Below are 21,734 nucleotides of genomic sequence, written 5' to 3'. Positions count from 1 at the left end.
AGAGAGTGCACACGGCCATGAGCCCCGACGCGATAGCCCGCTGGCAGTTCGGAATCACTACCGTCTACCACTATCTCTTCGTGCCGCTGACGATCAGTCTGGCCGGCATCACGGCCGGCCTGGAGACGGCATGGGTGCGTACGAGGGAGGAGAAGTACTTCCACGCCACCAAGTTCTGGGGGAAGCTCTTCCTGATCAACATGGTGATGGGCGTGGTCACCGGTCTCGTCCAGGAGTTCCAGTTCGGCATGAACTGGTCGGCGTACTCCCGCTACGTGGGCGACGTCTTCGGGGTACCGCTGTCGATGGAGGCGATCATCGCCTTCTTCTTCGAGTCCACGTTCATCGGGTTGTGGATGTTCGGCTGGAACCGGCTTCCCCGTCGCCTGCACCTCTTCTGCATCTGGATGGTGTCCCTGGGCACCGTGCTGTCGGCCTACTTCATCCTGGCGGCGAATTCGTGGATGCAGCATCCGGTCGGTTACCGGATGGACCACGGCAGACCTCGGTTGACCGATTTCTCAGAGGTGCTCCTGCAGCCCACGGCGGTGTTCGCCAGCCTGCATGCGATCACCGCCGCCTTCGTCACCGGCGGAGCGTTCGTGACCGGTATCGCCGCCTGGCATCTGTGGCGCGCACAGCGCACCCAGATCCGGGGCGGCGTGGTGGACGGCGGGCGGATCCGCGTCATGCGGACCTCTTTGCGGATCGGCCTCGCGGTACTGACCGTGGCGGGTATCGCCACCGTTCTCGACGCCGACACCCTCGGCAAACTGCTGATCGATGAGCAGCCGATGAAGATGGCGGCCGGCGAGGGGCTGTGGGACACCGCGGCGAACGCCCCCTTCTCCGTGGTCGCCGTCCCGGACGTGGGCAAGCACCACAACGCCTTCGGCATCGACATCCCGTATGTGCTGTCGTTCCTCGCCCACAGCAACCCGCACACCCCGGTCACCGGTATCAACAACGCGGCAGGGGCCATGGCGGCGCAGTACGGCGGCTCGCCGGGAGATTACCTTCCCAACGTCCCAGTGGCGTACTGGTCGTACCGCTTCATGATGCTCTTCGGGATGACCTCCGTCGCCGTCGGCGCGGCGGGGCTGTGGCTGACGCGCAACCGGCGCTGGATCGCCCCGGCCTTCGTCACCCGGTCGGAGGAGGTCCCGCACCTCATGCTCACGAAGAACCGGGCTCTGGGACCGTTTTTGACCAAGTGGGCCTGGCGGGCGGCCGTCTGGACACTGGGATTCCCGCTGATCGCGAACTCGTTCGGCTGGATCTTCACGGAGTCCGGCCGCCAGCCGTGGGTGGTCTATGGCCTGATGCGCACCTCCGACGCCGTCTCCCCAGGGGTGAGCGCCGCGGAGATGCTCACCACCCTGATCGGATTCACCCTCCTGTACGCAGTCCTCGCCGTCATCGAGGTCAGGCTGATGGTCAAGTACGCCACCGCCGGCCCTCATCTCGACGAGCAGCCGCCGCAGCGTGACCCCCGGCTGCGCGGTCCGTCCACCGCCGAGGACGACGACAAGATCCTCACCTTCGCCTACTGACCGGCCGTCAGGACGTTTCGCCATGCACCTCCACGACTTCTGGTTCCTGCTGATCGCCTTCTTCTGGACGGGCTACTTCGTCCTGGAGGGCTTCGACTTCGGCGTCGGCGTGCTCACCAAGCTCCTCGCCCGTGACGAGCCCGAACGCCGCGTGCTGCTCAACACCATCGGCCCCGTCTGGGACGGCAACGAGGTGTGGATGATCGCGGCCGGCGCTGCGACCTTCGCCGCGTTCCCGGGCTGGTACGCCACATTGTTCAGCGGCTTCGACCTCCTGCTGTTCGCCGTCCTGGTCTGTCTGATCGTGCGGGCGGTGGGTTTCGAGTACCGCGCCAAGCGCGACGGCATCCGGTGGAAGCGCAACTGGGACCACGCGATCTTCTGGTGCTCGCTGCTGGCGCCGCTGCTGTGGGGACTGGTCTTCGCCAACATCGTCCACGGGGTGGCCATCGACCGGCGGTACGTCTACACCGGCGGGCTGAGCGGGCTGTTCCACCCCTACGCGGTGCTCGGCGCGCTGGCCCTGTTGGCGGTATTCACCGTCCACGGAGCGGTGTTCGTCGCGCTCAAGACCGTCGGTGACATCCGGGAGCGGGCTCGCGCACTCGCCTTCAGGCTCGGCGCCCTGGCCGCGCTGCCCGCCGCCGGCTTCCTGGTCTGGACCCAGGCGGACCGCGGCAACAGCCGAAGCCTGGCGACGGTGGTCCTCGCGCTTGCCGCATGGGGGATCGCGCTCGCCTGCACCAGGGCTCGCCGCGAGGGATGGGCGTTCACCTTCTCCGCCGCCACCGTGGCGGCCACGGCTGCCACGTTGTTCCTGACTCTCTATCCCGACGTCATGCCTTCCACGCTGAACCCGGCCTGGAGCCTGACCGTCACCAACGCGTCCTCCTCGGCGTACACGCTGGGGATCATGACCTGGGTGGGCGCCGTCTTCGCTCCGCTGGTCATCGGCTACCAGGGCTGGACGTACTGGGTGTTCCGCAAGCGCATCGGCACTCATCACATCCAGCGGACCGACTCACCCGGACACGCTCACGCCCCCTCGCACGCACCTTCTCACGCACAAGGATCCGTCATGACCCTCGCCCTTGTCCCGGACAGGCCACGCATCCTCATCGCCGGCGGCGGCTACGTCGGCCTCTACACCGCGATGCGCCTGCTGAAGAAGCTGCCCCGCGGCGAGGCGACCGTCACCGTCGTGGACCCCCGGTCGCACATGACCTACCTGCCCTTCCTGCCGGAAGCGGCAGCCGGCAACGTGGCCCCGCGCAACCTCGTCGCGCCGCTGCGAAATGTCCTGACGGGCGCCGAGGTCGTCACCGGCCACATGGTCTCCGTGGACCAGGCGGCCAAGGTCGCCCACGTCCGTACTGCGGCGGGTCACACGATCGAGCTGCCGTTCGATCACCTCGTCGTCGCGCTCGGCTCGGTCTCACGGACGTTCCCCATACCCGGCCTGGCCGAGCACGGCATCGGCATGAAGTCCGTCGAGGAGGCCATCGGCCTGCGCAACCACGTCATCACCCAGATGGACCGCGCCGATTCCACCACGGACGAGGCGGTGAAGCGCAAGGCCCTGACCTTCGTCTTCGTCGGTGGCGGCTTCGCCGGTGTGGAGACCATCGCAGAGGTCGAGGACATGGCCCGCGACGCGGCCCGGAGCTACCGCCACGTCAGCAGGCAGGACATGCGCTTCATCCTCGTCGAGGCCGCCGGTCGCATCCTGCCCGAGATGGGTGCGGACCTCGGTGTCTGGACCATGGAGAAGCTTCAGGGACGTGGCATCGAGGTGTACCTGGAGACCTCCATGGAGTCCTGCATCGACCAGCACGTGGTCCTGGCGAACGGGGTCGAGACGCAGGCCTCCACGATCGTGTGGACAGCCGGCGTCCGCCCCAACCCCGTGCTGACCCACTTCGGCCTGCCGCTCGGCCCGCGTGGCCACGTCGACACCCTTCCCACCCTCCAGGTCAGGAGCCTCGGCCACGTGTGGGCCGCGGGCGACAACGCCCAGGTCCCCGACCTGGCCGGGCAAGAGGGCGCGTGGTGCCCGCCGAACGCGCAGCACGCCGTACGTCAGGCCCCGGTGCTCGCCGACAACATCATCGCGGCTCTGCGCGGCCGGCCACTGAAGGAGTACCGGCACAAGAACCTGGGCGCGGTGGCAGGCCTCGGCCTCCACAAGGGCGTCGCGATCCTGTTCAACAGGTTCAAGCTCAAGGGCCGCCCGGCGTGGTGGTTCCACCGCCTCTACCACGGCAGCCGGGTGCCGACGCTGAACCGCAAGATACGCGTGTTCGTGGACTGGTTGCTGGCCTCCCTGCTGAAGCGGGAAACCGTCGGCCTCATCGAACTGGAGCACCCGCGCGATCCGTTCACCGAGGCGGCCCTGCCGTCCCGCAGCCGTACCTGATCCTTCCCCCCCCTTGTTCTGTCCCTGCCTGGAGGGCTGTCCCCATGTCCCAGAACACCACCACCACCACCGCTCGCGGCACCGAGACCGCATTTGAGAACGTGACCGACCCCTCGTACCGGCGTCGCTGGTGGATCCTGTTGGTCATTTCCCTGTCCATGCTGATGGGCGTCCTCGACGGCACCATCGTGAACATCGCCCTGCCGTCCGCCCAGCACGACCTTGGCTTCTCGGACGCCGACCGGCAATGGGTGGTCACCGCCTATGCGCTGGCCTTCGGCAGCCTGCTGCTGCTCGGTGGCCGGGTTGCGGACCTGGTCGGGCAGAAGGTGACCTTCCTGGTGGGTCTGGCCGGTTTCGCGGCCGCTTCCATGGTGGGAGGAGCGGCGAACGGTTTCGCCATGCTCGTCATCGCGCGCGCCGTCCAGGGCCTGTTCGCCGCCCTGCTGGCCCCGTCCGCACTGTCGCTGCTGATGACCACCTTCACCGAACCGCGCGAGCGGGCGAAGGCCTTCACCGTCGCGGGCTCGGTCGCCGGTGCCGGAGGAGCCATCGGCCTGATCCTCGGGGGAGTGCTGACCGAGTACCTGGACTGGCGCTGGACCATGTACGTCAACGTGGCCTTCGCCGCGGTGGCGTTCGCCGGTGGCGCAGCCCTGCTGCACCGCAGTGCACGCGACACGTCCTCGAAGCTCGACGTCCTCGGCACCCTGCTGGTCTCCACCGGCCTGTTCTGCCTGGTCTACGGGTTCTCGAACGCCGAAACGCACGGCTGGGGCTCGATTGCGACCTGGGGCATGCTGGTGGCCGGTGCCGTACTGGTGGCTGCCTTCGTGTGGTGGCAGAGCAGGGCGGCGTATCCGCTGCTGCCCCTGCGGGTCCTGCTGGACCGTAACCGCGGTGCCTCCTTCGCTGCCCTCTTCGTCACCGGCGCGGGCATGTTCGGCGTGTTCCTGTTCCTGACCTACTACCTGCAGCAGAGCCTCGGTTACAGCGCCCTGAAGACGGGCTTCGCCTTCCTGCCCATGATCGTGGCATCGTCGTCCGCCTCCGCCGTGGCCAACAACGTCGTGGTGCCGCGCATAGGGCCCAAGCCGGTGGTACCGCTGGGCATGGCCATTGCGGCCGTCGGCCTGGTCTGGATGACCACGCTGGACCTGAACAGCGGGTACGCGGCGCAGGTACTGCCCCAGTTGGTGCTCGTCGGTGTGGGGCTGGGCACGGTCATCGCGCCCGCCATGAGCCTGGCCACTTCCGGTGTGGCCGCGGCCGATGCCGGGGTCGCGTCCGCCGCCGTCAACACCGTCCAGCAGGTCGGCGGTTCCATCGGCGTCGCCCTGTTCAGCACGATGGCCTCCGACGCCGCCACCCACTACCTCTCCGGCCGCAACCCCAAGGACCCCGGCGTCCTGGCCCGCGCCGGCCTCGAGGGCTACTCCACCGCCTACTGGTGGTCGGCGGCCGTCTTCGCCCTCGGCCTGGTCGTGACCGTTGTGCTCTACCGCCGTGGCGTACCCCAGCACGACGAGAGCGCCGCACCGGTCGTCCACATGTGACGCACTCCTCGGGCGTCCCGGCTTCCCTCCTCCCCTTCTATGAGACAGAATGACTCATAGAGCGTTGTAAGGCACATTGTCCCACGGAAGGGAGTAGTAGGTTGCAGGTCAGAACTGATCCGCGTCTGTTGCGCAGTCGCGAGGCCATGGTCGCCGCGGCCACCGAGCTGCTCGCGGAAGGTGGGCTGGAGGCCGTGACGCATCAAGCGGTCGCCGCCCGTGCCGGCGTCGGCAGAGCCACTGTCTACCGGCACTGGCCCGGCCTTCTCGATCTCCGTCTGGCCGCACTGGAAGCCGGTATGCCGCCTCTGCCTGCTGTGCCCGAGGAGATTCGGGCCGCTTCGGGCAGCGATCCGCGAGCGGAGCTCGTCCACAATCTGGGCGTGCTCGCCGAGCGGCTGGACGACGAGCACACGGGCGCCGTCCTTGTCGCGGTCATCGGCGGCTCGCGGAGCGATGAAGACATGCGCCGCCTCCGGCAGACGCTGATGAACCAGATCGCCGACGCCCTCAGCCCCGCTGTCGCCGCGGCCGTCGAGCGCGGCCAGCTTCGCCCCGACGTCACTCCCGAGACATTTGCCATGGCCACGGTGGGCCCCCTGTTCTTCGAGCGCTTCATCGCCGGGAACCGCCTGGGGCGTGACACCGTGGAGATCGTCGTGGACGCCGCCCTGCGGGGCTGGTCCTAAAGCGTCGCCGCGTCCTGCGTGAACGAAGGCGGCCCGCCCTCGCCGTGACGGCGGGCCCGGTCCGGCGCCGCTGGATGTCCCCCATCCGGCCGGGTGAGACGGCGGCGCCGGTCATTCGTATGTCTTGAACTGCTCGAACTGATGTGACTCAGGTCACTCTGAGACAAGTTGACTCATAGAGAGGCTGTGAGTCAATCTGTCTCACACAGGGGTCGCGAAACAGCCGATCCCGCGACTATCACCTCTTGTCGCAAATGCCACCGCATTTCGCGCGCAAAGTCTCTACTGGAGGAAACGATGACCTCTACGATCACCAAGAAGGCGGGCAAGGGCCGCACGGACGGTGTGGTCTCCGAGCTGGCTGCCTACTTCAGCGTCAAGCCGGGGCACGAGGAGGAGTTGCGGGCGGCCTGCCAGCGGTTCGTCGAGGAGCTGCGCCGTCAGGACCCGGCGCAGACCATCAAGACCGGTCTGCGTGACACCCGGCACGTGGTCTTCGACGGCGGCAGGCAGCTGCTGTGGGCCACCACGTTCGAGACCGAGTGGGACCCTTACGTCGACGACGCGATCCTGACCGTGGGCTTCGAGCACTTCGCGGACTGGATGCAGCACACCGCCGAGTGGGACGAGCTCTTCGCGTGGGTGGAGGAGGCCGGCGGCATGGAGGCGCTCTCCAAGAGCGGCAACAACCCCGACTTCGAGGAGAACGTCCGCAAGTCCACTGCCGGTCTGAAGAAGATCCTGCAGGACGCGCAGTCCCAGGCCGCCTCCTACTTCAACCCCCTCGGCCCCCTCACGATGCCGCAGGTCGTCAAGGCGCAGCAGGTCAACGACGCCTTCCAGGAAGTCCTGGACAACCCCGCCGCCGAGGAAGCGCTCTCGCACCCGGCCCTCAAGCCGCTCCTCGCCCAGGCCGCTGCCTGACCCCCACGCCCCTGGGAGGGGGCGACACCATCCCCGCCCCCTCCCAGGACCCACACCGGCGTGACGACTGCGCCCACGCACCACAGTTCTGGAAGGCATCATGACCACGGACAAGGGCAGCGCCCTAGAGCTCGGCGCCCTGGAGCTCGACGACATCCAAGCCGCCGCTCTGGAGCCACGGCCGACGCCCTACGCGGGCTCCTACCTCGCCCTGCGCATCGACGACCGACGGCAGGGCCGGGAGCTGCTTCGGCGGCTCACCCCCGTCCTCGACTCGGTCGCCACGTTCGACCCCCAGCGTCAGGTCTCGCTCGCGGTGGCACTCAGCTTCCAGGGCCTGAAGGCCCTGGGCGTGCCCGAGGAATCGCTGGCCACCTTCCCGCCCGAGTTCCAGGAGGGCATGGCCGCGCAGGCGGACGAACTCGGGGATGTCGGGGAAAGCGCGCCCGAGAACTGGGAGGGTCCGCTCGGTTCCAAGGACGTGCACATCATTTTGGCCGCACTCGCCCCGGATGCCGTCCGTCTGGAGACGATCGTCCTCCTTGCCCGCGACGCGCTGCGCGACCTGCCCGGCGTCGTCCCCGTCTGGCAGCAGGACGTGCACGTCGGACCGGACGAGAAGGAGCCGTTCGGCTTCCGGGACGGCATCGGACAGCCGGCGATCGAGGGCACGGGGATCCCCGGCACCAATCCGCGCGAAGTTCCGCTCAAGGCGGGCGAGTTCGTCCTTGGATACGAGGACGAGACCGGAGACACCGCACCCGTTCCGCAGCCCGAGGTGCTCGGGCGCAACGGAACGTATGTGGTCTTCCGCAAACTGCACACGCGAGTGGCCGAGTTCCGCCAGTACATCCGCGACCGCGCCAAGGACCCCGCGGACGAGGAGCTGGTCGCGGCCAAGTTCGTCGGCCGCTGGCCCAGTGGCGCCCCGCTGGCACTGACGCCGGACAAGGACGATCCCGAACTCGGCGCCGATCCCACGCGCAACAACGACTTCATGTACGGCGACGACCCGCAGGGCCTGAAGTGCCCCGTAGGTGCCCACGCCCGGCGGATGAACCCGCGGGACGCGGTCGTCACCGGCGAGGTGCGCCTGCACCGCATGATCAGGCGCGGCACCACCTACGGTCCGCCGCTGCCCAAGGGCGTGCTGGAGGACGACGGCGCCGACCGCGGCATCATGTTCGCCTTCGTCGGAGCCCACCTTGCGCGGCAGTTCGAGTTCGTCCAGCGGCAGTGGGTGAACGACGGCAAGTTCATCGGGGCCCCCGCCGAGAAGGACCCGCTGGTCGGCGGGAACGACAACGGCCAGCTCACCATTCCGCGCGAGCCGATCCGCCGCCGCTTCAAGGGGCTTCCGCCGTTCGTCGTCAACCGGGGCGGCGAGTACTGCTTCATGCCCGGGCTTTCGGCGCTGCGCTGGATCGCCGACCTCGACACCTGACATCTCTCGCGAGCGATACGACAAGGAGCTTCTCATGGCTGACCACTTCTCCGGGCCGCGTGCCATAGCGGACCCCGCCTCCGACATCTGCGACGTGTACGCCTTCCCGAGCCCGGAGCGGCCGGGGAACCTGGTGCTCGTCCTCAACGTGCTCCCGGCCTCGACCCCTACAGCCCTGTTCTCCGACGTGATCACCCACCGTTTCCGCGTCCGGCCGGTCACGTCCGTGAGCGAGGGCGCCACTGCGGCGTTCAATGTCGGCGAGGACGAGTACGTCTTCGACTTCACCTTCGACGCCCCCCAGCAGCTCGACGGCGCCGACACCCTGGTGCAGATGGGCAGGTGCCAGGCACCCGACGGCCGGACGGTCGTCTTCCAGGTCGGCAACGAGGTGCCCACCGAGGCCGAGGGACTGAAGATCTTCGCCGGGTCGCGGCTCGACCCGTTCTTCATCGACTTCGTGGGCGTGATCGCCACCGATATGACGGGGCAGCTGGCCCTCAGGCCCGAGGCTCCCAACGTTCTGGAGGGCCTGAACGTGCTGAGCATCGTCCTCGAGGTCGAGGCCGCGGCGCTCGGCTCGGCCGCCGGCTCGCTGGTGGCGGTCGTCGGCGAGACCCTGACGGCCGGTGGCGGACGCCCGATACAGCTGGAGCGCATGGGCCGCCCCGAGATCAAGAACGTGGTCCTGTCGAGCAAGAAGTACGACACGGTCAACCGCGATCTGGAGATCCGCGACCTCTACAACGAGGAAGACACCTTCGGCATCCGGCCCGACTACGCGGACGCCTACCGCGCGCGGTTCAACGCCAACCTGGCCTGGTTCGACGGCCTGGACGGCAAGACCGACTGGCCGCTGGACGAGCAGGGTGCCCACCCGCTGACCGAGCTGCTGCTCGCGGACTTCCTCGTCGTCGACCTGTCCAAGCCCTTCTCCGAGGACGGCTGCTTCGAGATCGAGACTGCCCTGGTCGCCGGCCGTCCGCACACGACCTGCGGTGGCCGCTCGCTCAACGACGACATCGTCGACACTCTCTACACCCTGCTGGTGGGCGGCACCGACGGCGAGCGTCTGAGCGACGGCGTCGACCAGGCGACCCAGCCGGCCACCCACACCTTCCCCTACCTGAACGCTCCCAACCCGACCCCGCCGGACCTGGGCGCCCGCCTGGCCGCGCAGATGCCCCCCCAGGAAGCGGCATGACCGGGGCGTCTCCCCAGGTGTGCGAGCCGGTCACGACGAACGGCACCATCGCCGTGACGAATCTGCACGCGCAGATCGACGGCCTGGCCGTACGACTCAGTCGTACGGGTACGGGGGAGGCGCAGGCTCCTTTGGCGGTGGCCCAGGGGGCGGGGCTGATCGACCTCCTCAACCTCCGAGGCCACCTCCTGGGCCGCGTCGCCGACTACGAACGCGCCGCAGAACTCGCCGAGCAGCTCGTGCGCGCCGCACCCGAGGACGGCACGGCCCTGCTCGCCCGCGCCAGGTCGCGGGCCACCCTGCACCGCTTCGCCGAGGCCGCTGCCGACCTCGGCGCGGCGGGCCGAAGCGGCGCGGATGCGGCCGAACTGGACGCGGAACGCGCCGTCATCCTGCAGGCCCTTGGCTGCCACGCGGATGCCATGGCCCTGATCCGCGCAGCGGCGCAGCGGCAGAGCGACTTCACGACGCTCGGCGCGCTCGCCGTGCTGCAGGCAGACCGACGGGAGATCACCGAGGCGGAGCGACTGTTCGACGAGGCGCGGCGCCACTACCAGGGGACCTCGCCCTTCCCGCTCGCTCAGCTGGACTTCAGGCGCGGTGTGATGTGGCACCGCGAGGGCGATCTCGATGCGGCTGGCTCCTGGTACGAGGCCGCCCGGCGCCGGGTGCCCGGCTACGCGCCGGCACTGGGTCACCTGGCCGAGGTCGAGCTGCTGCGCGGAGAGACTCATGACGCCGTCGCCCTCCTGCGCCCCCTCACCCGGACCAGCGACGACCCGGAGTATGCCGCCCACCTCGCGGCCGCGCTGCACAGAAGCGGCCGTGTCCATGAGGCGAAGCAGTGGCGCGAGCGTGCGGCAACGCGCTACGACGAACTGGTGCGGTGCCACCCGGAGGCCTACGCCGACCACGCAGCCGACTTCTGGCTCACCGTGGGCGGCGACGCCGACAGGGGACTCGAACTGGCCCTGCAGAACCTCACCTTCCGCCAGACCGCCCGCTCCCATGCCCTGTTCCAGCGCGCTGTCCTCGCGCAGAACCGGGTTGCACAGGCTGCCCCCTAGCCGCTGAGCGGCCATGCCGGCGGCTAGGGGGCACCGACGGGATCGGCCGGACGGACGGAGGCGTGCCGTTCCGCCGGTCCCCCCAGCCCGCAAGAGACCGTTGCGGTCCGGCTCTTGCGGGCTGGAACCCCCATCCGCCGGCCTGACGCAGCGCGCCCCCATCCCTCTTCGGTCCCGGACCGCTGCAGCACTCCAACCCCGCAACCACCAACTCAAGAAGGCCTCAAACCATGGACACCATGCTGGCAGGACGCGTCCACCTGGACACGAAGAAGTTCCTCGTGGAGGAGATCCCGATCCCCGAACCCGGACCGGGCGAAGTACTGATCGAAGTGAAGGCCGCCGGCGTGTGCCTCTCCGACCTTCACCTCATCGACGGAAGTATCACCCCCCTGCACCTGGGCGCGAAGAACGTGCTCACCCTGGGACACGAGATCTCCGGTGTAGTCCATGCCCTGGGATCCGGCCTCAAGCGGGACCTGACCGTCGGCACACGGGTCGCCCTGCAGGCGGGCCAGCCCTGCGGCCAGTGCGCCCGCTGTGCCAGGGGCGGCGTGTGCACAGAGTTCCGCGGTCGCGGCGTCGACTATGACGGCGGCTGGTCCCAGTACACGATCGCCCGCGAGGACACGGTCGTCCCCATCCCCGACGCACTTCCCTTCGACCAGGCGGCGATCATCCCGGACGCCGTCTCCACCTCGTACGCGGCCCTGGTCGAAACCGTGCAGGTGCGCTCCGCCCAGTCCGTGGGCATCTGGGGAGTCGGCGGAGTGGGTGCCCATGCCGTCCGGCTGGCCCGCATGATGGGTGCCGCGCCGGTCATCGCCGTCGACCCGCTGCCCGGTGCCCGAGCCCGAGCCCTCGCGTTCGGCGCCGACATCGCGCTCGACCCGTCCGACCCCGGCTTCATTGACGCCGTACTGCGGGCCACCGACGGACTGGGACTGGACTACGCATTCGACTTCGCCGGCGTTCCCCCGGTCCGGGAACAGGCATCGCCCCTGCTCGGTGACCGCGGTGCGCTGGTCCTGGTGGGTATCACCACCGAGCCGCTGAAGATCTCGGAGCGAATGACCTTCAACCTCAAGAACAAGAAGGTGTACGGACACTACGGATCGTCGTTCGACCACGTCTACGAGCTGATCCGGTTGGCCTCCAGCGGCCGTCTCGACCTGGCCCCCTCCATCACCGACCACATCTCCCTGGCCGACGCCCCCGACGCGATCCACCGCCTGGAACACAAGATCGGCAACCCGATCCGCCTCATCCTCGTTCCCTGACGACCCGACCGAGCGCGTGGGCATGCCGGCCGTGCACTCTCCGAAGGTGTGCGGCCGGCGCATCCCATGAAGACACGGGTTACGCAGAAGGAGGCCGAACGATGGCGCCCATTCGACGTGACCGACGCGCCACCACGGCGCCGGCGTCGGCCCCATTGCGCGAACAACACCCGCAACGCCGCCCCGGAGAAGGACCACCCATGCGCGACTCACACAACGCCACCGCACCCAACGCCAGCAGCACCCCGACCGGCGTGCCGGCAGCCACGATCCGCACCCGTGTGACAGTCCCGCTCCGCTTCGGTGACGGCTATACCGTGACCGCCGACCTCGCCACCTTTCACAGCCTCACCGACGGCCAGGAACACGTCGCCGCCATCCTCGGCGAACCCGCCCCCGGCCGGCCCCCACTGGTGCGCCTGCACTCCGAGTGCCTCACCGGCGACGTTTTCGGCTCGGCCCGCTGCGACTGCGGCCCCCAGCTGCGCGAGGCGGCCGAGCGCATCGCCGAGCGCGGCGGCGTCCTGCTCTACCTCCGCCAAGAAGGCCGCGGCATCGGCCTCTACAACAAGCTCGACGCCTACGCCCTCCAGGACCAGGGCCTCGACACCTACGACGCCAATGCGGCCCTCGGCCTTCCGGAGGACGCCCGCGACTACACGGCCGCCGCGCAGATGCTCACCGCCCTCAACATCTGTGAACTGGACCTGCTGTCCAACAACCCCGACAAGGCCGAGCAGCTGCGCACCCTGGGCCTTACGGTGACCCGCCACGTTCCCACGGGTGTCTTCAGCACGGCACACAACGTCCGCTACCTCCGCACCAAGGCAGTCCGCACTCAGCACACACTGCCGCTGACGGAACTGACTGTCGGCTGACGGCCGATGCCCATCGGGTCATAGCCCAAGCTTGTTGTCACCACGAGGAGGAGCGCGTGACCAGGCAGACTCTCTCGCACGCGGTGATGCAGTACTGAGAGCACGGGCATAGCGACGTGGCCGTGTGGCTGGCACACTTCCTCGCCGAAGGATCGAGGATCTCAGCTGCTCCCCGTCGAGAGGCTGAGCCGCTCAAGGGCCCCGCATCACCAGGTTCTGTTAGCGTGCCTCGCCTGCGGCTGGCACACTGAATTTGTGCTTTTGCTGATAGCCGCTGCCGATCAGATTGCGTCCTCACCGCTTTCTGGCGCCGGCTTCGTGTCGGTCTGTGCACTGCTCTTCACCGTAGCCTCATTCTGGTGGCTCAACGCCAGGCAGGGGCGCCTGAAGTCGTGGGAGCCTCATTCTTTTGCGGCGATTGTCGACTGCTCCATGGCTCGCCTGCGGCTTCCGATCGTCCTTCACAACACCGGCGCCAAGCCGATAGTCGTGCAGGATCTCATGCTGACCTTCCCTGATGAGCCCGCCTCTCATCTTCCACTCCTGTGGATGTCTTCACCCTTCCGTCTCCAACCCGGGCCGGACGAGGAGCGGAATTTGCCGGCCGGATTCGCCGTGGCCGGCAGAGAAGCGCGGCAACTCTTCCTCGAATTCGAGGCACCGTTTTCCGGGTTTGTTCCAGAGGCCCGTGATTACAAGGTTCAGATACAAGCGAGACTTGGCCACCGAAAGGGGTGGCGCCCGCTTCTGACGTTCACCTTTAGAGCCGCCAACATCATTGACCCCCACCGGTACGCCGTCTACAGCAACGCGCCTATCGAACTGACGAAGGAGGACAGGCAGAAGGCGGACGCTGCACTTCTGGAATTGCTGGGTGGGCAAGAGGATGCTCCTGCTCCGGGCGAGAGGAAGCGGCCGGACTCATCGAATGGCGAGGGAAACACCGGCAAGAATCTCTAGGGCAGGAAGAGAAGGCGCCGGGCTTTGCCGTGGAGAAGGTGGCGGCGCCCTCCGCGCTGCTGTCGGGGTCGGTCAGGCTGTGGCCGGATGGCGACGTTGAGGGCCTTCGCTACGAGTTCGTACTGCCTGGGTGGACGTACTGGTCGGATCAAGAGCCAAGTCGCCGCCAATCGATGCGCGGCTCTGTCGCAGCCGCCGGGGCCGCCGCGCGGGTACCGCGCGCGGGGTCCGCCCCCAGGGGTGCAGCTGACACCTGTCTCTTTGCCTGTGCTGCGGCGTGGGGACGCTGGCGGCGAACCTCTCGGACTTCTATGAGACAAGTTGACTCACAAGCTGTGCGAGACATATTGTCTCGAAGGCGGGGTTCCCGTCGAGTGCAGACCTATGAGCAGGTGAGGGGTGGCCATGGACAGGCCCGAGAACGTCGTCGTCTTCCGCTTCGCCGAGCAGGCCTCGGCCTATCAGGCGCTCAGTGAGCTGAAGCAGCTCGGCGGCCCGACCGTGGAGGTCATGGGTGCCATGCTCGTCGAGCGCCGGCTGGACGGGACGGTGCGGATCCCCGAGGGTGTCGCGACCGGGGCGGGGGCGCTGGCCGGCGGGCTGGTCGGTTCGGTGGTGGGTCTGCTGGGCGGACCGCTTGGCGTGGTGCTGGGCTGGGGCACCGGCGCCCTGGTGGGCGGCGGCGCCGACTGGCGGCGGGCGACGGAGAACTCCGGCCTGGTGGCCCTGGTGGCCGACGAGGTGAGTGCGGGCAGCACGGTGCTGGTCGCCGAGGTCGCCGAGCGCGACACGGCGGCGATCGACCTGCTCGCCATGCGATTCGACGCGGTGCTGGAGCGTAGGCCGGCCGAGCGGGTGCGAGCCGAGGCCAAGGCGGTCCGCGAGGCACAGGAAGCGGCGGAACGCGAGGCAGCCAAGGTGCGCCGGGAGCAGAAGAAGGCCCGGCTGGAAGCCACGGCGGAGGCGCGCGGGAAGGCGCTCAAGCAGCGGCTCCACCGCCCTGTCGCCTGAATTGGTCACCCGTCATCACAGGCAGGGCCAGGCCGCGGACCTGGGCCCTGTTGCTGGTCAGCGTCACCTCTCCGTCGGGCGGACTGGTGGGCGCAAGCCTCCGTGTCCTGATCTCCTCTACGGGCACGGCAGCCTCCTCATCCGCCCCGACCGGCACGTCGCCCGGCGAGGCGACCCACGCTGAGCAGCCATGGCGGGGGCGGTCAGGACGTGGTGGGGAGCGCCGCAGCGAGGCCGCGAGAGGCGACGAGCTGTGCACTGCCGTCGGCCAGGCGGTAGCACAGGCCCACCACGGCGGCCTGCCCGGCGGCGACCTCCTCGGCGAGCACCCGGGAGCGGTCCAGCAGAAGGTCGACGGTGTGCCTTATGTGTTCGGCGAGGATCTCCTCGGGCTCGACCCGTCCGGCGGCCCGCGCTGCCAGCACGCTGGGGGTCACCCGCTCGACGACGTCCCGGACGTACCCCGCCGGGGCCATGCCATCCTCCAGCGCGGCGCACGCCGCGCCGACCGCGCCGCACGAGTCGTGGCCGAGGACCACGACCAGCGGGCAGCCCAGCACGTCCACGCCGTATTCGATGCTGCCCAGCACCTCCGAGCCCATGACATGGCCTGCGGTGCGCACCACGAACAGGTCGCCCAGACCGCGGTCGAAGATGATCTCGGCGGCCAGCCGGGAGTCGGAGCACCCGAACAGCACGGCGAAGGGCTGCTGGGACGGCGCGATCTCGGCGCGGCGGATGGCGTCCTGGTTCGGGTGCTCGGGGGCGCCCGCGACGAAGCGCTGGTTACCGGCCAGCAGCAGTTCGAAGGCGTCGCGGGGCGTCGGGGCCTTCATCTCGGTCATCACCGCAGCGTAGGACCCGGCACCAGCCGTCGCGCCGCCTGGCTCGCCGGAGCTCGCCGGATCGGGCCACACTGACGGCCTTGTCATACCCCCCAGGCGCCGGGCGAGGGCGGCCGGTTGGCGGACGTGGACGACGGCACCCCGTTCGCGTTGCCGCGATCCGGTTGCGAGCAGGGCCGCAACGCCGCGACGTCGGTGCGGGAATCTGCTGCCTGATCGCAGGCGGAACTGCTACCGGTCGTGGTGTGTCCGACGTGCGTGAAGGCGGCCGTGTGGTGAGCTGGCTGCTGGGTGCGAGGCGCGGCGATGGCTGTCGCCAGGGCGAGCGCGGCGAGTGATGCGACCACCCTGGAACCTGACACGGAATTGATCCGGCACCTGGACAGGGGTTGTAACACGCCCTACTCTCTGACGAAATCATCAGCTCTGGCGAGATCGGCAATTCTGCTGAAATCGGCAAATCGGGCTGCTGGTAACGCACTCGACGTTGAGGCAAGGAGGACCCATGCAAAGGGACAGCACTGTCCTCCATGGGGCGCGCGAGGGCACGTCGGCTGCCGGCCGCGTCGCGGGCAAGGTCGTCTTCATCACCGGTGCGGCGCGTGGTCAAGGCGCTGCGCAGGCACGTGCCTTGGCCGCCGAAGGGGCGATCGTGGTGGCCACCGACGTCGTCGCCCCGGACGAGGTGGTGCCCGGCGAACTCGACGGGTACGGCGACGCGATCGTGTATCGGCAGCTCGACGTGACCGACCCCGCCGCCTGGACCCGGCTGGCGGCCGAACTGAGAACGCTGCACGGCCACGTGCACGGTCTGGTCAACAACGCGGGCCGCACGCACCTGGCCCGGCTGCTGGAGGTCCAGTTGGAGGACTGGGAGCGAGTCCTCCGCGTCAACACCACCGGCCCGCTGCTGGGCATCCAGGCGCTGGCCCCGCTGATGCCACCCGGCGCCTCCATCGTCACGATCGGCAGTGCCGCGGCGCTCACGCCGAACTTCACGGCTGCCTACACCGCGTCGAAGTGGGCCGTGCGTGGTGTGGCGAAGGTGGCGAGCCTGGAGCTGGGGCCGCTGGGCATACGCTCCAATCTGATCCATCCCGGTTACATCGAGACCTCGATGGTGGCCGACGCTCCACCCGCGTTCCGCGAGGCGCAACTCGCTGCCAACCCGCTCGGCATCCTCGGGGAGCCGCAGGATGTGGCACACCTGGTCGTCTACCTGATCAGCGACGAGTCCCGGTACCTCTCCGGTGCGGAGATCGCCGTCGATGGCGGGTTCACCAGTCAGGCCGGCGCCAAGACGCTCTTTGACGCCGTCCGTGCCGCCGATCGCGCGGGCAGCGCTCGTGCTGCCTCCCCAGTGAGCTTCGCGGAATCGGAGGCGGGAGCCTGATGACGGTCGTCGCCGTCACCTATCGCTACACCGATGACGTTGCCCGACGCGACCGTGTCCTGCCCGAGCATCGTGACTGGCTGCGTGGGCTCGCCGACCAGGGTGTCCTGCTGGTGTCCGGGCCCTACGGGCCTGACGAGCCGCGCGGTGCCCTGCTGCTGTTCCGCGCCGACAAGGCCCAGGTGCGGGCGCTGATGGAGAAGGACCCCTTCGCCGCCGTGGGCGGCGTGATCGCCGAGACCGAGATCGCCGTGTGGGAGCCGGTGATCGGCTCCGTACTTGCAGCCGTCCGAGACTGACGGCCCGGCCAGTCGGCCCGACGGTGCTACGCGCCCTGCCATCGGCGGTCGATGACGACGCCGGCTGAAGCCTTTGAGTGAAAGGGAAGTTCCTTGACAGATCCTCGTGGCGACGTCGGCGTGGCGCTCGCGACCATGCAGGCCCGATGTGTGATCAGAGGGATCGACCTGGCCGACTACCAGCGGTTGTCCGAGAAGGTCGCCGACTGGGACGACTGGTGGGACCAGTGGACGGAGATGGGCGAGCACTATCTGGGGCTGGCGGACCGCTACCAGGCCGCGGGCTGGCAGAGGAGCGCCGGTGCCGCGCGGGTGCGCGCCGGCGTCGCATTCCACTTCGGAAAGGCCCTGGCGGTGCAGGATGACGCCCGCTACCGGGACCTGACGATCCGCAGCGTCGACGCTGTCGCTGCCGGCCTGCGGCTCCAGGCCCCGTCCTTCGAACGGATCGAGGTTCCGTTCGAAGGGCATAAGGTCGTCGGCAACCTCCGCCGACCCCGCGGCACGGACCGGCCGCCGCTCGTCCTGCTCATCCCGGGCACCGAATCCGTCAAGGAGGAGTTCCCGCAGTGGGAAGAGGACTTCCTCACCCGCGGGATGGCCACGCTCTCCATGGACGGCCCAGGCCAGGGTGAGGTCGGCTTCGAGCTGGGCATCCGGCACGACTACGAGCACGCGGTCTCCGCGCTGCTCGACGCCTTGGACGGCCGCGACGACCTCGACCTGGCCCGGATCGCGGCCGCCGGCGTGAGCCTCGGCGGCTACTACGCCCTCCGCTCTGCCGCTTTCGACCCGCGCGTCACGGCGGTGCTGGCCAACTGCGGCCCGTGGAGCCTGGACGAGGAGTGGGAGCGGATGCCGCCCCTCTACCGCGCGAAATACGCCTGGAACCTCGGCGGCGGCAGCGAGGACACGGCCCGTGAGCGTGCCAAGGCCCTCACGCTCGACGGCGTCGCCGAACAGGTCGACGTGCCTGCGCTGGTGATCTTCGGAGGCAAGGACGTGCTCCTGGACGCCGACCGCCACGGCAGGCGCACCGCCCAGGCGCTGGCCATGGGCGAGCTGTGGATGTTCGAGCGGGGCAACCACGCGGTCACCAACTGCGCCGCCGAGCACCTCGGCCCCGGCGCGGACTGGCTCCTGACCCACATGTGACGTGGCGTCACGCCGCCGGCGCGGCCGCTTGAGGACCGATCGCCCGCTGAAGACCTCTAGACGACGGACCGAACAGGAACGGCAATGGACGGCATTCGCACCGAGCTGCGAGGCAATGCCTCGTGGATCACCCTCGACAATCCGGACGCGAACGCACTGTACCCCGGGCTGGTGGCCAACCTCCTGGACGCGCTACGTGCGGCGGACGAACATCCCGACGTCAAGGCGGTGGTACTGACCGGCGCGGGCGACGTCTTCTGCGGCGGGGTGGACGCCGCGCGCCTCAGCCAGGGCAACCCGGCGGAGTTCGGAGCCGGGATGGTCGAACTGTTCAAGACCCTCCCGACCCTCGGCGTCACCGTCATCGCTGCGGTCAACGGTGACGCCCTCATGTCCGGCTTCTCCCTGGTATGCGCAAGCGACATCGTGATCGCTGCCGAAGGAGCCAGGCTCGGCACCACGGAATCAAGCCTGGGCGCCTGGCCCATGATCGCCTCCGTTCCCGTCCTGCACGCCCTCGGCCGCCGCCACGCGTTCCAGAACATCCTCACCGGCGACCCGTTCGACGCCCAGCGCGCCTACGAGATCGGTGTCGTCAACGAGGTGGTCCCCGCCGACCGGCTGCCCGCCGCCACCGACACCTGGGTTGCCCGGGCCACGAGATCGCACATGCTGGCCGGCGGCCGCCGCACCGCCGACCGCTTCCTGTCCCTGCCCTACAACGAGGCGCTGGACGCAGCCCTCACCGAATTCACCTACCTGTTCACCCGGACCACGCCATGACAACCATCTCTCCCAAGGCGGCCCGACGGACCGCGGGACACCCGCGAGCGGTCGGCGCAACTGCAGGTGGTCGCGGCGCGCGTTGCTTGATCCGGCTCCGTGACGGACACGGCTCGTGGCTCGCCGGCCCCGACGCGCATCACGAGCCGGCGAAACGACCCGATCCGGAAAGGCCGACCGACAAGGCACCGCACGGAGTGAGCACCTCGCCAGAGGTGGGTCTCTCCGAGCCGAACCGGCGCCCATCCGGGCGCCATCCGAGAGGAGCGGGTGGGAGATGAGCCGACACACCCATGTGGACGTTGTCATCGTCGGGTACGGCCCGGTGGGGCAGTACCTGTCCTACAAGCTGGGACGCTTGGGCTGGACCTCGGTCTGCATCGAGCGGTTCCCCACGGCCTATGCCTTCCCACGCGCGGTCCACTTCGACGACGAGATAGCCCGACTGTTCAACAGCATCGGCCTGGACGCCGAGACCAACCCCGCGATCCAACAGTTCAACGTCCCCTACCGTTGGGTGAACGCAGACAAAGAGGTCCTACTGGAGTTGGACTGGCGCGGGCACGGGCGCTCCGGCTGGCACGTCAACAACTTCTTCTACCAGCCCCACCTCGAGCGCGAGATCAACGCGATCGTCGCCACACAGATCAAGACGCAGGTCCTGCGCGGCTGGGAGGTTATCGGGGTCGCCCAGGACAACGACGGCGCCACCGTGGTGGCCCGCTCGTACGAAGGGGGGCCGGACGCCCGAACACGGACCTTCCAGTGCCAGTACGTCATCGGGGCCGACGGCGCGAATTCGATCGTGCGCAGCCACATGGCAGCAACGACGACCGACCTTGGATTCGGCTTCGACTGGCTCATCGTCGACCTGCTTCCGCACGAGCCGCTTCAACTCGATGCGCGCGCCTGGCAGTGGTGCCGACCCGAGCGGCCGACCACGGTGGTCCCCGGCGGATCCCCCCACCGACAGCGCTTCGAGTTCATGCGACTTCCCGGAGAGACGCTCGAGGAGCTCAACACCGCACAGACAGCGTGGCGCCTGGTCGGCGAGTTCGGGCTGACCCCGGACAACGCGGTCCTCGAACGGCACGTGGTGTACACCTTCCGCGCGCGCTGGTGCGACCAGTGGCGCGACGGGCGGCTGTTCCTCGCAGGCGACGCAGCACACCTGACGCCGCCGTTCGCCGGCCAGGGCATGTGCGCCGGCATCCGCGACGCCGAAAACCTGGGATGGAAGCTCGACGCCGTTCTGCGGGGCAAGGCCCCCGATTCCCTACTCGACACCTACGGCCCAGAACGCATCGACCACGTCCGTCAGGTCATCGAGCTGTGCGTGGGCCTTGGCCAGGTCATCTGCGTAACCGACCCGCAGGCGGCCGCCGCCCGCGACGCCCAGATGAAAGCCGCCCTCCAGGACCCCGATCTCGCCCCGACGCCGCTGCCGCTCCCGCAACTCGGGGCCGGCCTGACCGGCAGCCATCCGCAGGCCGGCTACTTGTCCTACCACGGGCGGGTGACCGCGGACGGGGTCAGCGGCCGCTTCGACGACGTCCTCGGTTACGGCTGGACGGTGCTGGGCCGGCCGGGCGCCTTCACCTCACTCCCGCACAGGACCCATGCCTGGGCAATAGACTACGGTCTGCGCTTCGTCGAGGTCGGCCAGGGCGCGCCAGTGTCCGACGACGAAGGCACCTATGCAGCCTGGTTCGACGACCTGGATGCCGACGCGGTCGTCATCCGCCCGGACTTCTACGTGTACGACGCATGCGCCGCCCAAAGCCTGGACGCCGTGCTGTCCCGCCTGCGCTCGTCCCTGCTCGCCGACGACATCGCAGTGGGCTGACCCATGCTGCTCAAGACGCGAAGCCCTAAGAAACGTTTCCTCAGAGTGACCCCTCCGGACGCTTGCGGCCCTTCGATCGAACCAGGTGACGTCATCGGCCTGATGGGGCACAACGGGGCAGGAAGAACACGCTCTTCACGATGCTGCTCGGTGAGATCCGGCCCGACTCCTGTCACGTCCTGCCCGACGGCCGCTCGATCCTCGATGGACCCACGCCTCGGATCGCCCGATCGGGCGCCGCGCCAGCGCACCAGGTTCCGCGACCGGTTTCTTCGCCTGACGGCCGCCCAGAACATCCAGGCGGCCACCCTGGCGCCGGTCAGACCAGATGCGCGAAATCGAGCGCTGGATCTGGGCGGGCACGGCAGCAACGCACCGCACCCGCCAGACACCCCCGGCCTGCCCGGCCTCAGGCACCTGGAGCAGCGCCA

Annotated in this window: 18 protein-coding genes and 1 pseudogene; 18 read left to right on the top strand and 1 reads right to left on the bottom strand. The window is 68.9% G+C overall.

Annotated features, from left to right (window positions below):
- Positions 1-5 precede the first annotated feature (5 nt).
- From AB0L95_RS32815 to AB0L95_RS32755, 13 genes and pseudogenes are all read left to right on the top strand, one after another.
- Positions 6-1,553: a cytochrome ubiquinol oxidase subunit I gene (locus tag AB0L95_RS32815; RefSeq protein ID WP_365168089.1), complete on the top strand. Its 1,548-nt coding sequence runs from the start codon at positions 6-8 to the stop codon at positions 1,551-1,553.
- A gap of 22 nt (positions 1,554-1,575) precedes the next feature.
- A pseudogene (gene cydB / locus AB0L95_RS32810) lies at positions 1,576-2,523 on the top strand (cytochrome d ubiquinol oxidase subunit II); the annotation flags it as partial.
- Positions 2,524-2,631: 108 nt separating this feature from the next.
- Positions 2,632-3,969, top strand: coding sequence for an NAD(P)/FAD-dependent oxidoreductase (locus AB0L95_RS32805; protein ID WP_365168086.1), 1,338 nt, complete (start codon positions 2,632-2,634; stop codon positions 3,967-3,969).
- Positions 3,970-4,013: 44 nt separating this feature from the next.
- Positions 4,014-5,525: an MFS transporter gene (locus tag AB0L95_RS32800; protein WP_365168017.1), complete on the top strand. Its 1,512-nt coding sequence runs from the start codon at positions 4,014-4,016 to the stop codon at positions 5,523-5,525.
- 101 nt (positions 5,526-5,626) lie between these two features.
- A complete protein-coding gene (locus AB0L95_RS32795; RefSeq protein ID WP_365168015.1) occupies positions 5,627-6,214 on the top strand; it encodes a TetR/AcrR family transcriptional regulator in 588 nt (195 codons plus the stop codon).
- A gap of 297 nt (positions 6,215-6,511) precedes the next feature.
- A complete protein-coding gene (locus AB0L95_RS32790; RefSeq protein ID WP_365168012.1) occupies positions 6,512-7,138 on the top strand; it encodes a hypothetical protein in 627 nt (208 codons plus the stop codon).
- A 100-nt stretch (positions 7,139-7,238) separates the two neighbouring features.
- Positions 7,239-8,582, top strand: a complete 1,344-nt coding sequence (locus AB0L95_RS32785; RefSeq protein WP_365168009.1) for a Dyp-type peroxidase — start codon at positions 7,239-7,241, stop codon at positions 8,580-8,582.
- Between the two features lie 34 nt (positions 8,583-8,616).
- Positions 8,617-9,786 (top strand): DUF4331 family protein, encoded by a 1,170-nt coding sequence (locus AB0L95_RS32780; RefSeq protein ID WP_365168007.1) that lies wholly within the window; start codon positions 8,617-8,619, stop codon positions 9,784-9,786.
- Positions 9,783-10,853: a tetratricopeptide repeat protein gene (locus tag AB0L95_RS32775; RefSeq protein WP_365168004.1), complete on the top strand. Its 1,071-nt coding sequence runs from the start codon at positions 9,783-9,785 to the stop codon at positions 10,851-10,853. The genes AB0L95_RS32780 and AB0L95_RS32775 overlap by 4 nt, the downstream gene beginning before the upstream one ends.
- A 230-nt stretch (positions 10,854-11,083) precedes the next feature.
- Positions 11,084-12,133, top strand: coding sequence for a zinc-binding dehydrogenase (locus AB0L95_RS32770; protein WP_365168001.1), 1,050 nt, complete (start codon positions 11,084-11,086; stop codon positions 12,131-12,133).
- A gap of 200 nt (positions 12,134-12,333) precedes the next feature.
- The gene (gene ribA, locus AB0L95_RS32765; protein ID WP_365167998.1) at positions 12,334-13,011 is read left to right on the top strand and encodes a GTP cyclohydrolase II; all 678 of its coding nucleotides are present in this window, start codon (positions 12,334-12,336) and stop codon (positions 13,009-13,011) included.
- 255 nt (positions 13,012-13,266) lie between these two features.
- Complete coding sequence (locus AB0L95_RS32760; protein WP_365167996.1) at positions 13,267-13,971, top strand: hypothetical protein; 705 nt, start codon at positions 13,267-13,269, stop codon at positions 13,969-13,971.
- A 405-nt stretch (positions 13,972-14,376) separates the two neighbouring features.
- Positions 14,377-14,982, top strand: a complete 606-nt coding sequence (locus tag AB0L95_RS32755) for a histidine kinase (protein ID WP_365167994.1) — start codon at positions 14,377-14,379, stop codon at positions 14,980-14,982.
- Between the two features lie 203 nt (positions 14,983-15,185).
- On the opposite strand, the gene AB0L95_RS32750 is transcribed toward AB0L95_RS32755, so the two are convergent.
- Positions 15,186-15,827 carry a carbonic anhydrase gene (locus tag AB0L95_RS32750; RefSeq protein ID WP_365167992.1) on the bottom strand — a complete coding sequence of 214 codons (642 nt, stop codon included), beginning with the start codon at positions 15,825-15,827 and terminating at the stop codon, positions 15,186-15,188.
- Positions 15,828-16,332: 505 nt separating this feature from the next.
- On the opposite strand from AB0L95_RS32750, the gene AB0L95_RS32745 reads away from it, so the two are divergent.
- The 5 genes from AB0L95_RS32745 (at position 16,333) to AB0L95_RS32725 (ending at position 21,303) form a co-directional block, all read left to right on the top strand.
- The gene (locus AB0L95_RS32745; RefSeq protein WP_365167990.1) at positions 16,333-17,220 is read left to right on the top strand and encodes an SDR family oxidoreductase; all 888 of its coding nucleotides are present in this window, start codon (positions 16,333-16,335) and stop codon (positions 17,218-17,220) included.
- Complete coding sequence (locus AB0L95_RS32740; protein WP_365167988.1) at positions 17,220-17,519, top strand: YciI family protein; 300 nt, start codon at positions 17,220-17,222, stop codon at positions 17,517-17,519. Before AB0L95_RS32745 ends, AB0L95_RS32740 begins: the two co-directional genes overlap by 1 nt.
- A gap of 93 nt (positions 17,520-17,612) precedes the next feature.
- On the top strand, positions 17,613-18,674 hold the full coding sequence (locus AB0L95_RS32735) for an alpha/beta hydrolase (RefSeq protein ID WP_365167985.1): 1,062 nt from the start codon (positions 17,613-17,615) through the stop codon (positions 18,672-18,674).
- Between the two features lie 84 nt (positions 18,675-18,758).
- Positions 18,759-19,457, top strand: coding sequence for an enoyl-CoA hydratase/isomerase family protein (locus AB0L95_RS32730; RefSeq protein ID WP_365167982.1), 699 nt, complete (start codon positions 18,759-18,761; stop codon positions 19,455-19,457).
- A gap of 277 nt (positions 19,458-19,734) precedes the next feature.
- Positions 19,735-21,303 (top strand): bifunctional 3-(3-hydroxy-phenyl)propionate/3-hydroxycinnamic acid hydroxylase, encoded by a 1,569-nt coding sequence (locus AB0L95_RS32725; RefSeq protein ID WP_365167980.1) that lies wholly within the window; start codon positions 19,735-19,737, stop codon positions 21,301-21,303.
- Positions 21,304-21,734: the final 431 nt, after the last annotated feature.

Source organism: Streptomyces sp. NPDC052036 (assembly GCF_040680495.1).
In the GTDB taxonomy this organism is placed as follows: domain Bacteria; phylum Actinomycetota; class Actinomycetes; order Streptomycetales; family Streptomycetaceae; genus Streptomyces.
The sequence above is the reverse complement of the archived record's forward strand: the minus strand, read 5'-3'. Positions and strand labels throughout refer to the sequence as shown.

What these genes read in the sequence shown, in the direction of transcription:
- AB0L95_RS32805 (WP_365168086.1), top strand. Translation starts at nt 2,632, where the DNA reads ATGACCCTCGCCCTTGTCCCGGACAGGCCACGCATCCTCATCGCCGGC.
- AB0L95_RS32800 (WP_365168017.1), top strand. Translation starts at nt 4,014, where the DNA reads ATGTCCCAGAACACCACCACCACCACCGCTCGCGGCACCGAGACCGCA.
- AB0L95_RS32790 (WP_365168012.1), top strand. Translation starts at nt 6,512, where the DNA reads ATGACCTCTACGATCACCAAGAAGGCGGGCAAGGGCCGCACGGACGGT.
- AB0L95_RS32785 (WP_365168009.1), top strand. Translation starts at nt 7,239, where the DNA reads ATGACCACGGACAAGGGCAGCGCCCTAGAGCTCGGCGCCCTGGAGCTC.
- AB0L95_RS32780 (WP_365168007.1), top strand. Translation starts at nt 8,617, where the DNA reads ATGGCTGACCACTTCTCCGGGCCGCGTGCCATAGCGGACCCCGCCTCC.
- AB0L95_RS32775 (WP_365168004.1), top strand. Translation starts at nt 9,783, where the DNA reads ATGACCGGGGCGTCTCCCCAGGTGTGCGAGCCGGTCACGACGAACGGC.
- AB0L95_RS32770 (WP_365168001.1), top strand. Translation starts at nt 11,084, where the DNA reads ATGGACACCATGCTGGCAGGACGCGTCCACCTGGACACGAAGAAGTTC.
- ribA (WP_365167998.1), top strand. Translation starts at nt 12,334, where the DNA reads ATGCGCGACTCACACAACGCCACCGCACCCAACGCCAGCAGCACCCCG.
- AB0L95_RS32755 (WP_365167994.1), top strand. Translation starts at nt 14,377, where the DNA reads ATGGACAGGCCCGAGAACGTCGTCGTCTTCCGCTTCGCCGAGCAGGCC.
- AB0L95_RS32750 (WP_365167992.1), bottom strand. Translation starts at nt 15,827, where the DNA reads ATGACCGAGATGAAGGCCCCGACGCCCCGCGACGCCTTCGAACTGCTG.
- AB0L95_RS32745 (WP_365167990.1), top strand. Translation starts at nt 16,333, where the DNA reads ATGCAAAGGGACAGCACTGTCCTCCATGGGGCGCGCGAGGGCACGTCG.
- AB0L95_RS32740 (WP_365167988.1), top strand. Translation starts at nt 17,220, where the DNA reads ATGACGGTCGTCGCCGTCACCTATCGCTACACCGATGACGTTGCCCGA.
- AB0L95_RS32730 (WP_365167982.1), top strand. Translation starts at nt 18,759, where the DNA reads ATGGACGGCATTCGCACCGAGCTGCGAGGCAATGCCTCGTGGATCACC.
- AB0L95_RS32725 (WP_365167980.1), top strand. Translation starts at nt 19,735, where the DNA reads ATGAGCCGACACACCCATGTGGACGTTGTCATCGTCGGGTACGGCCCG.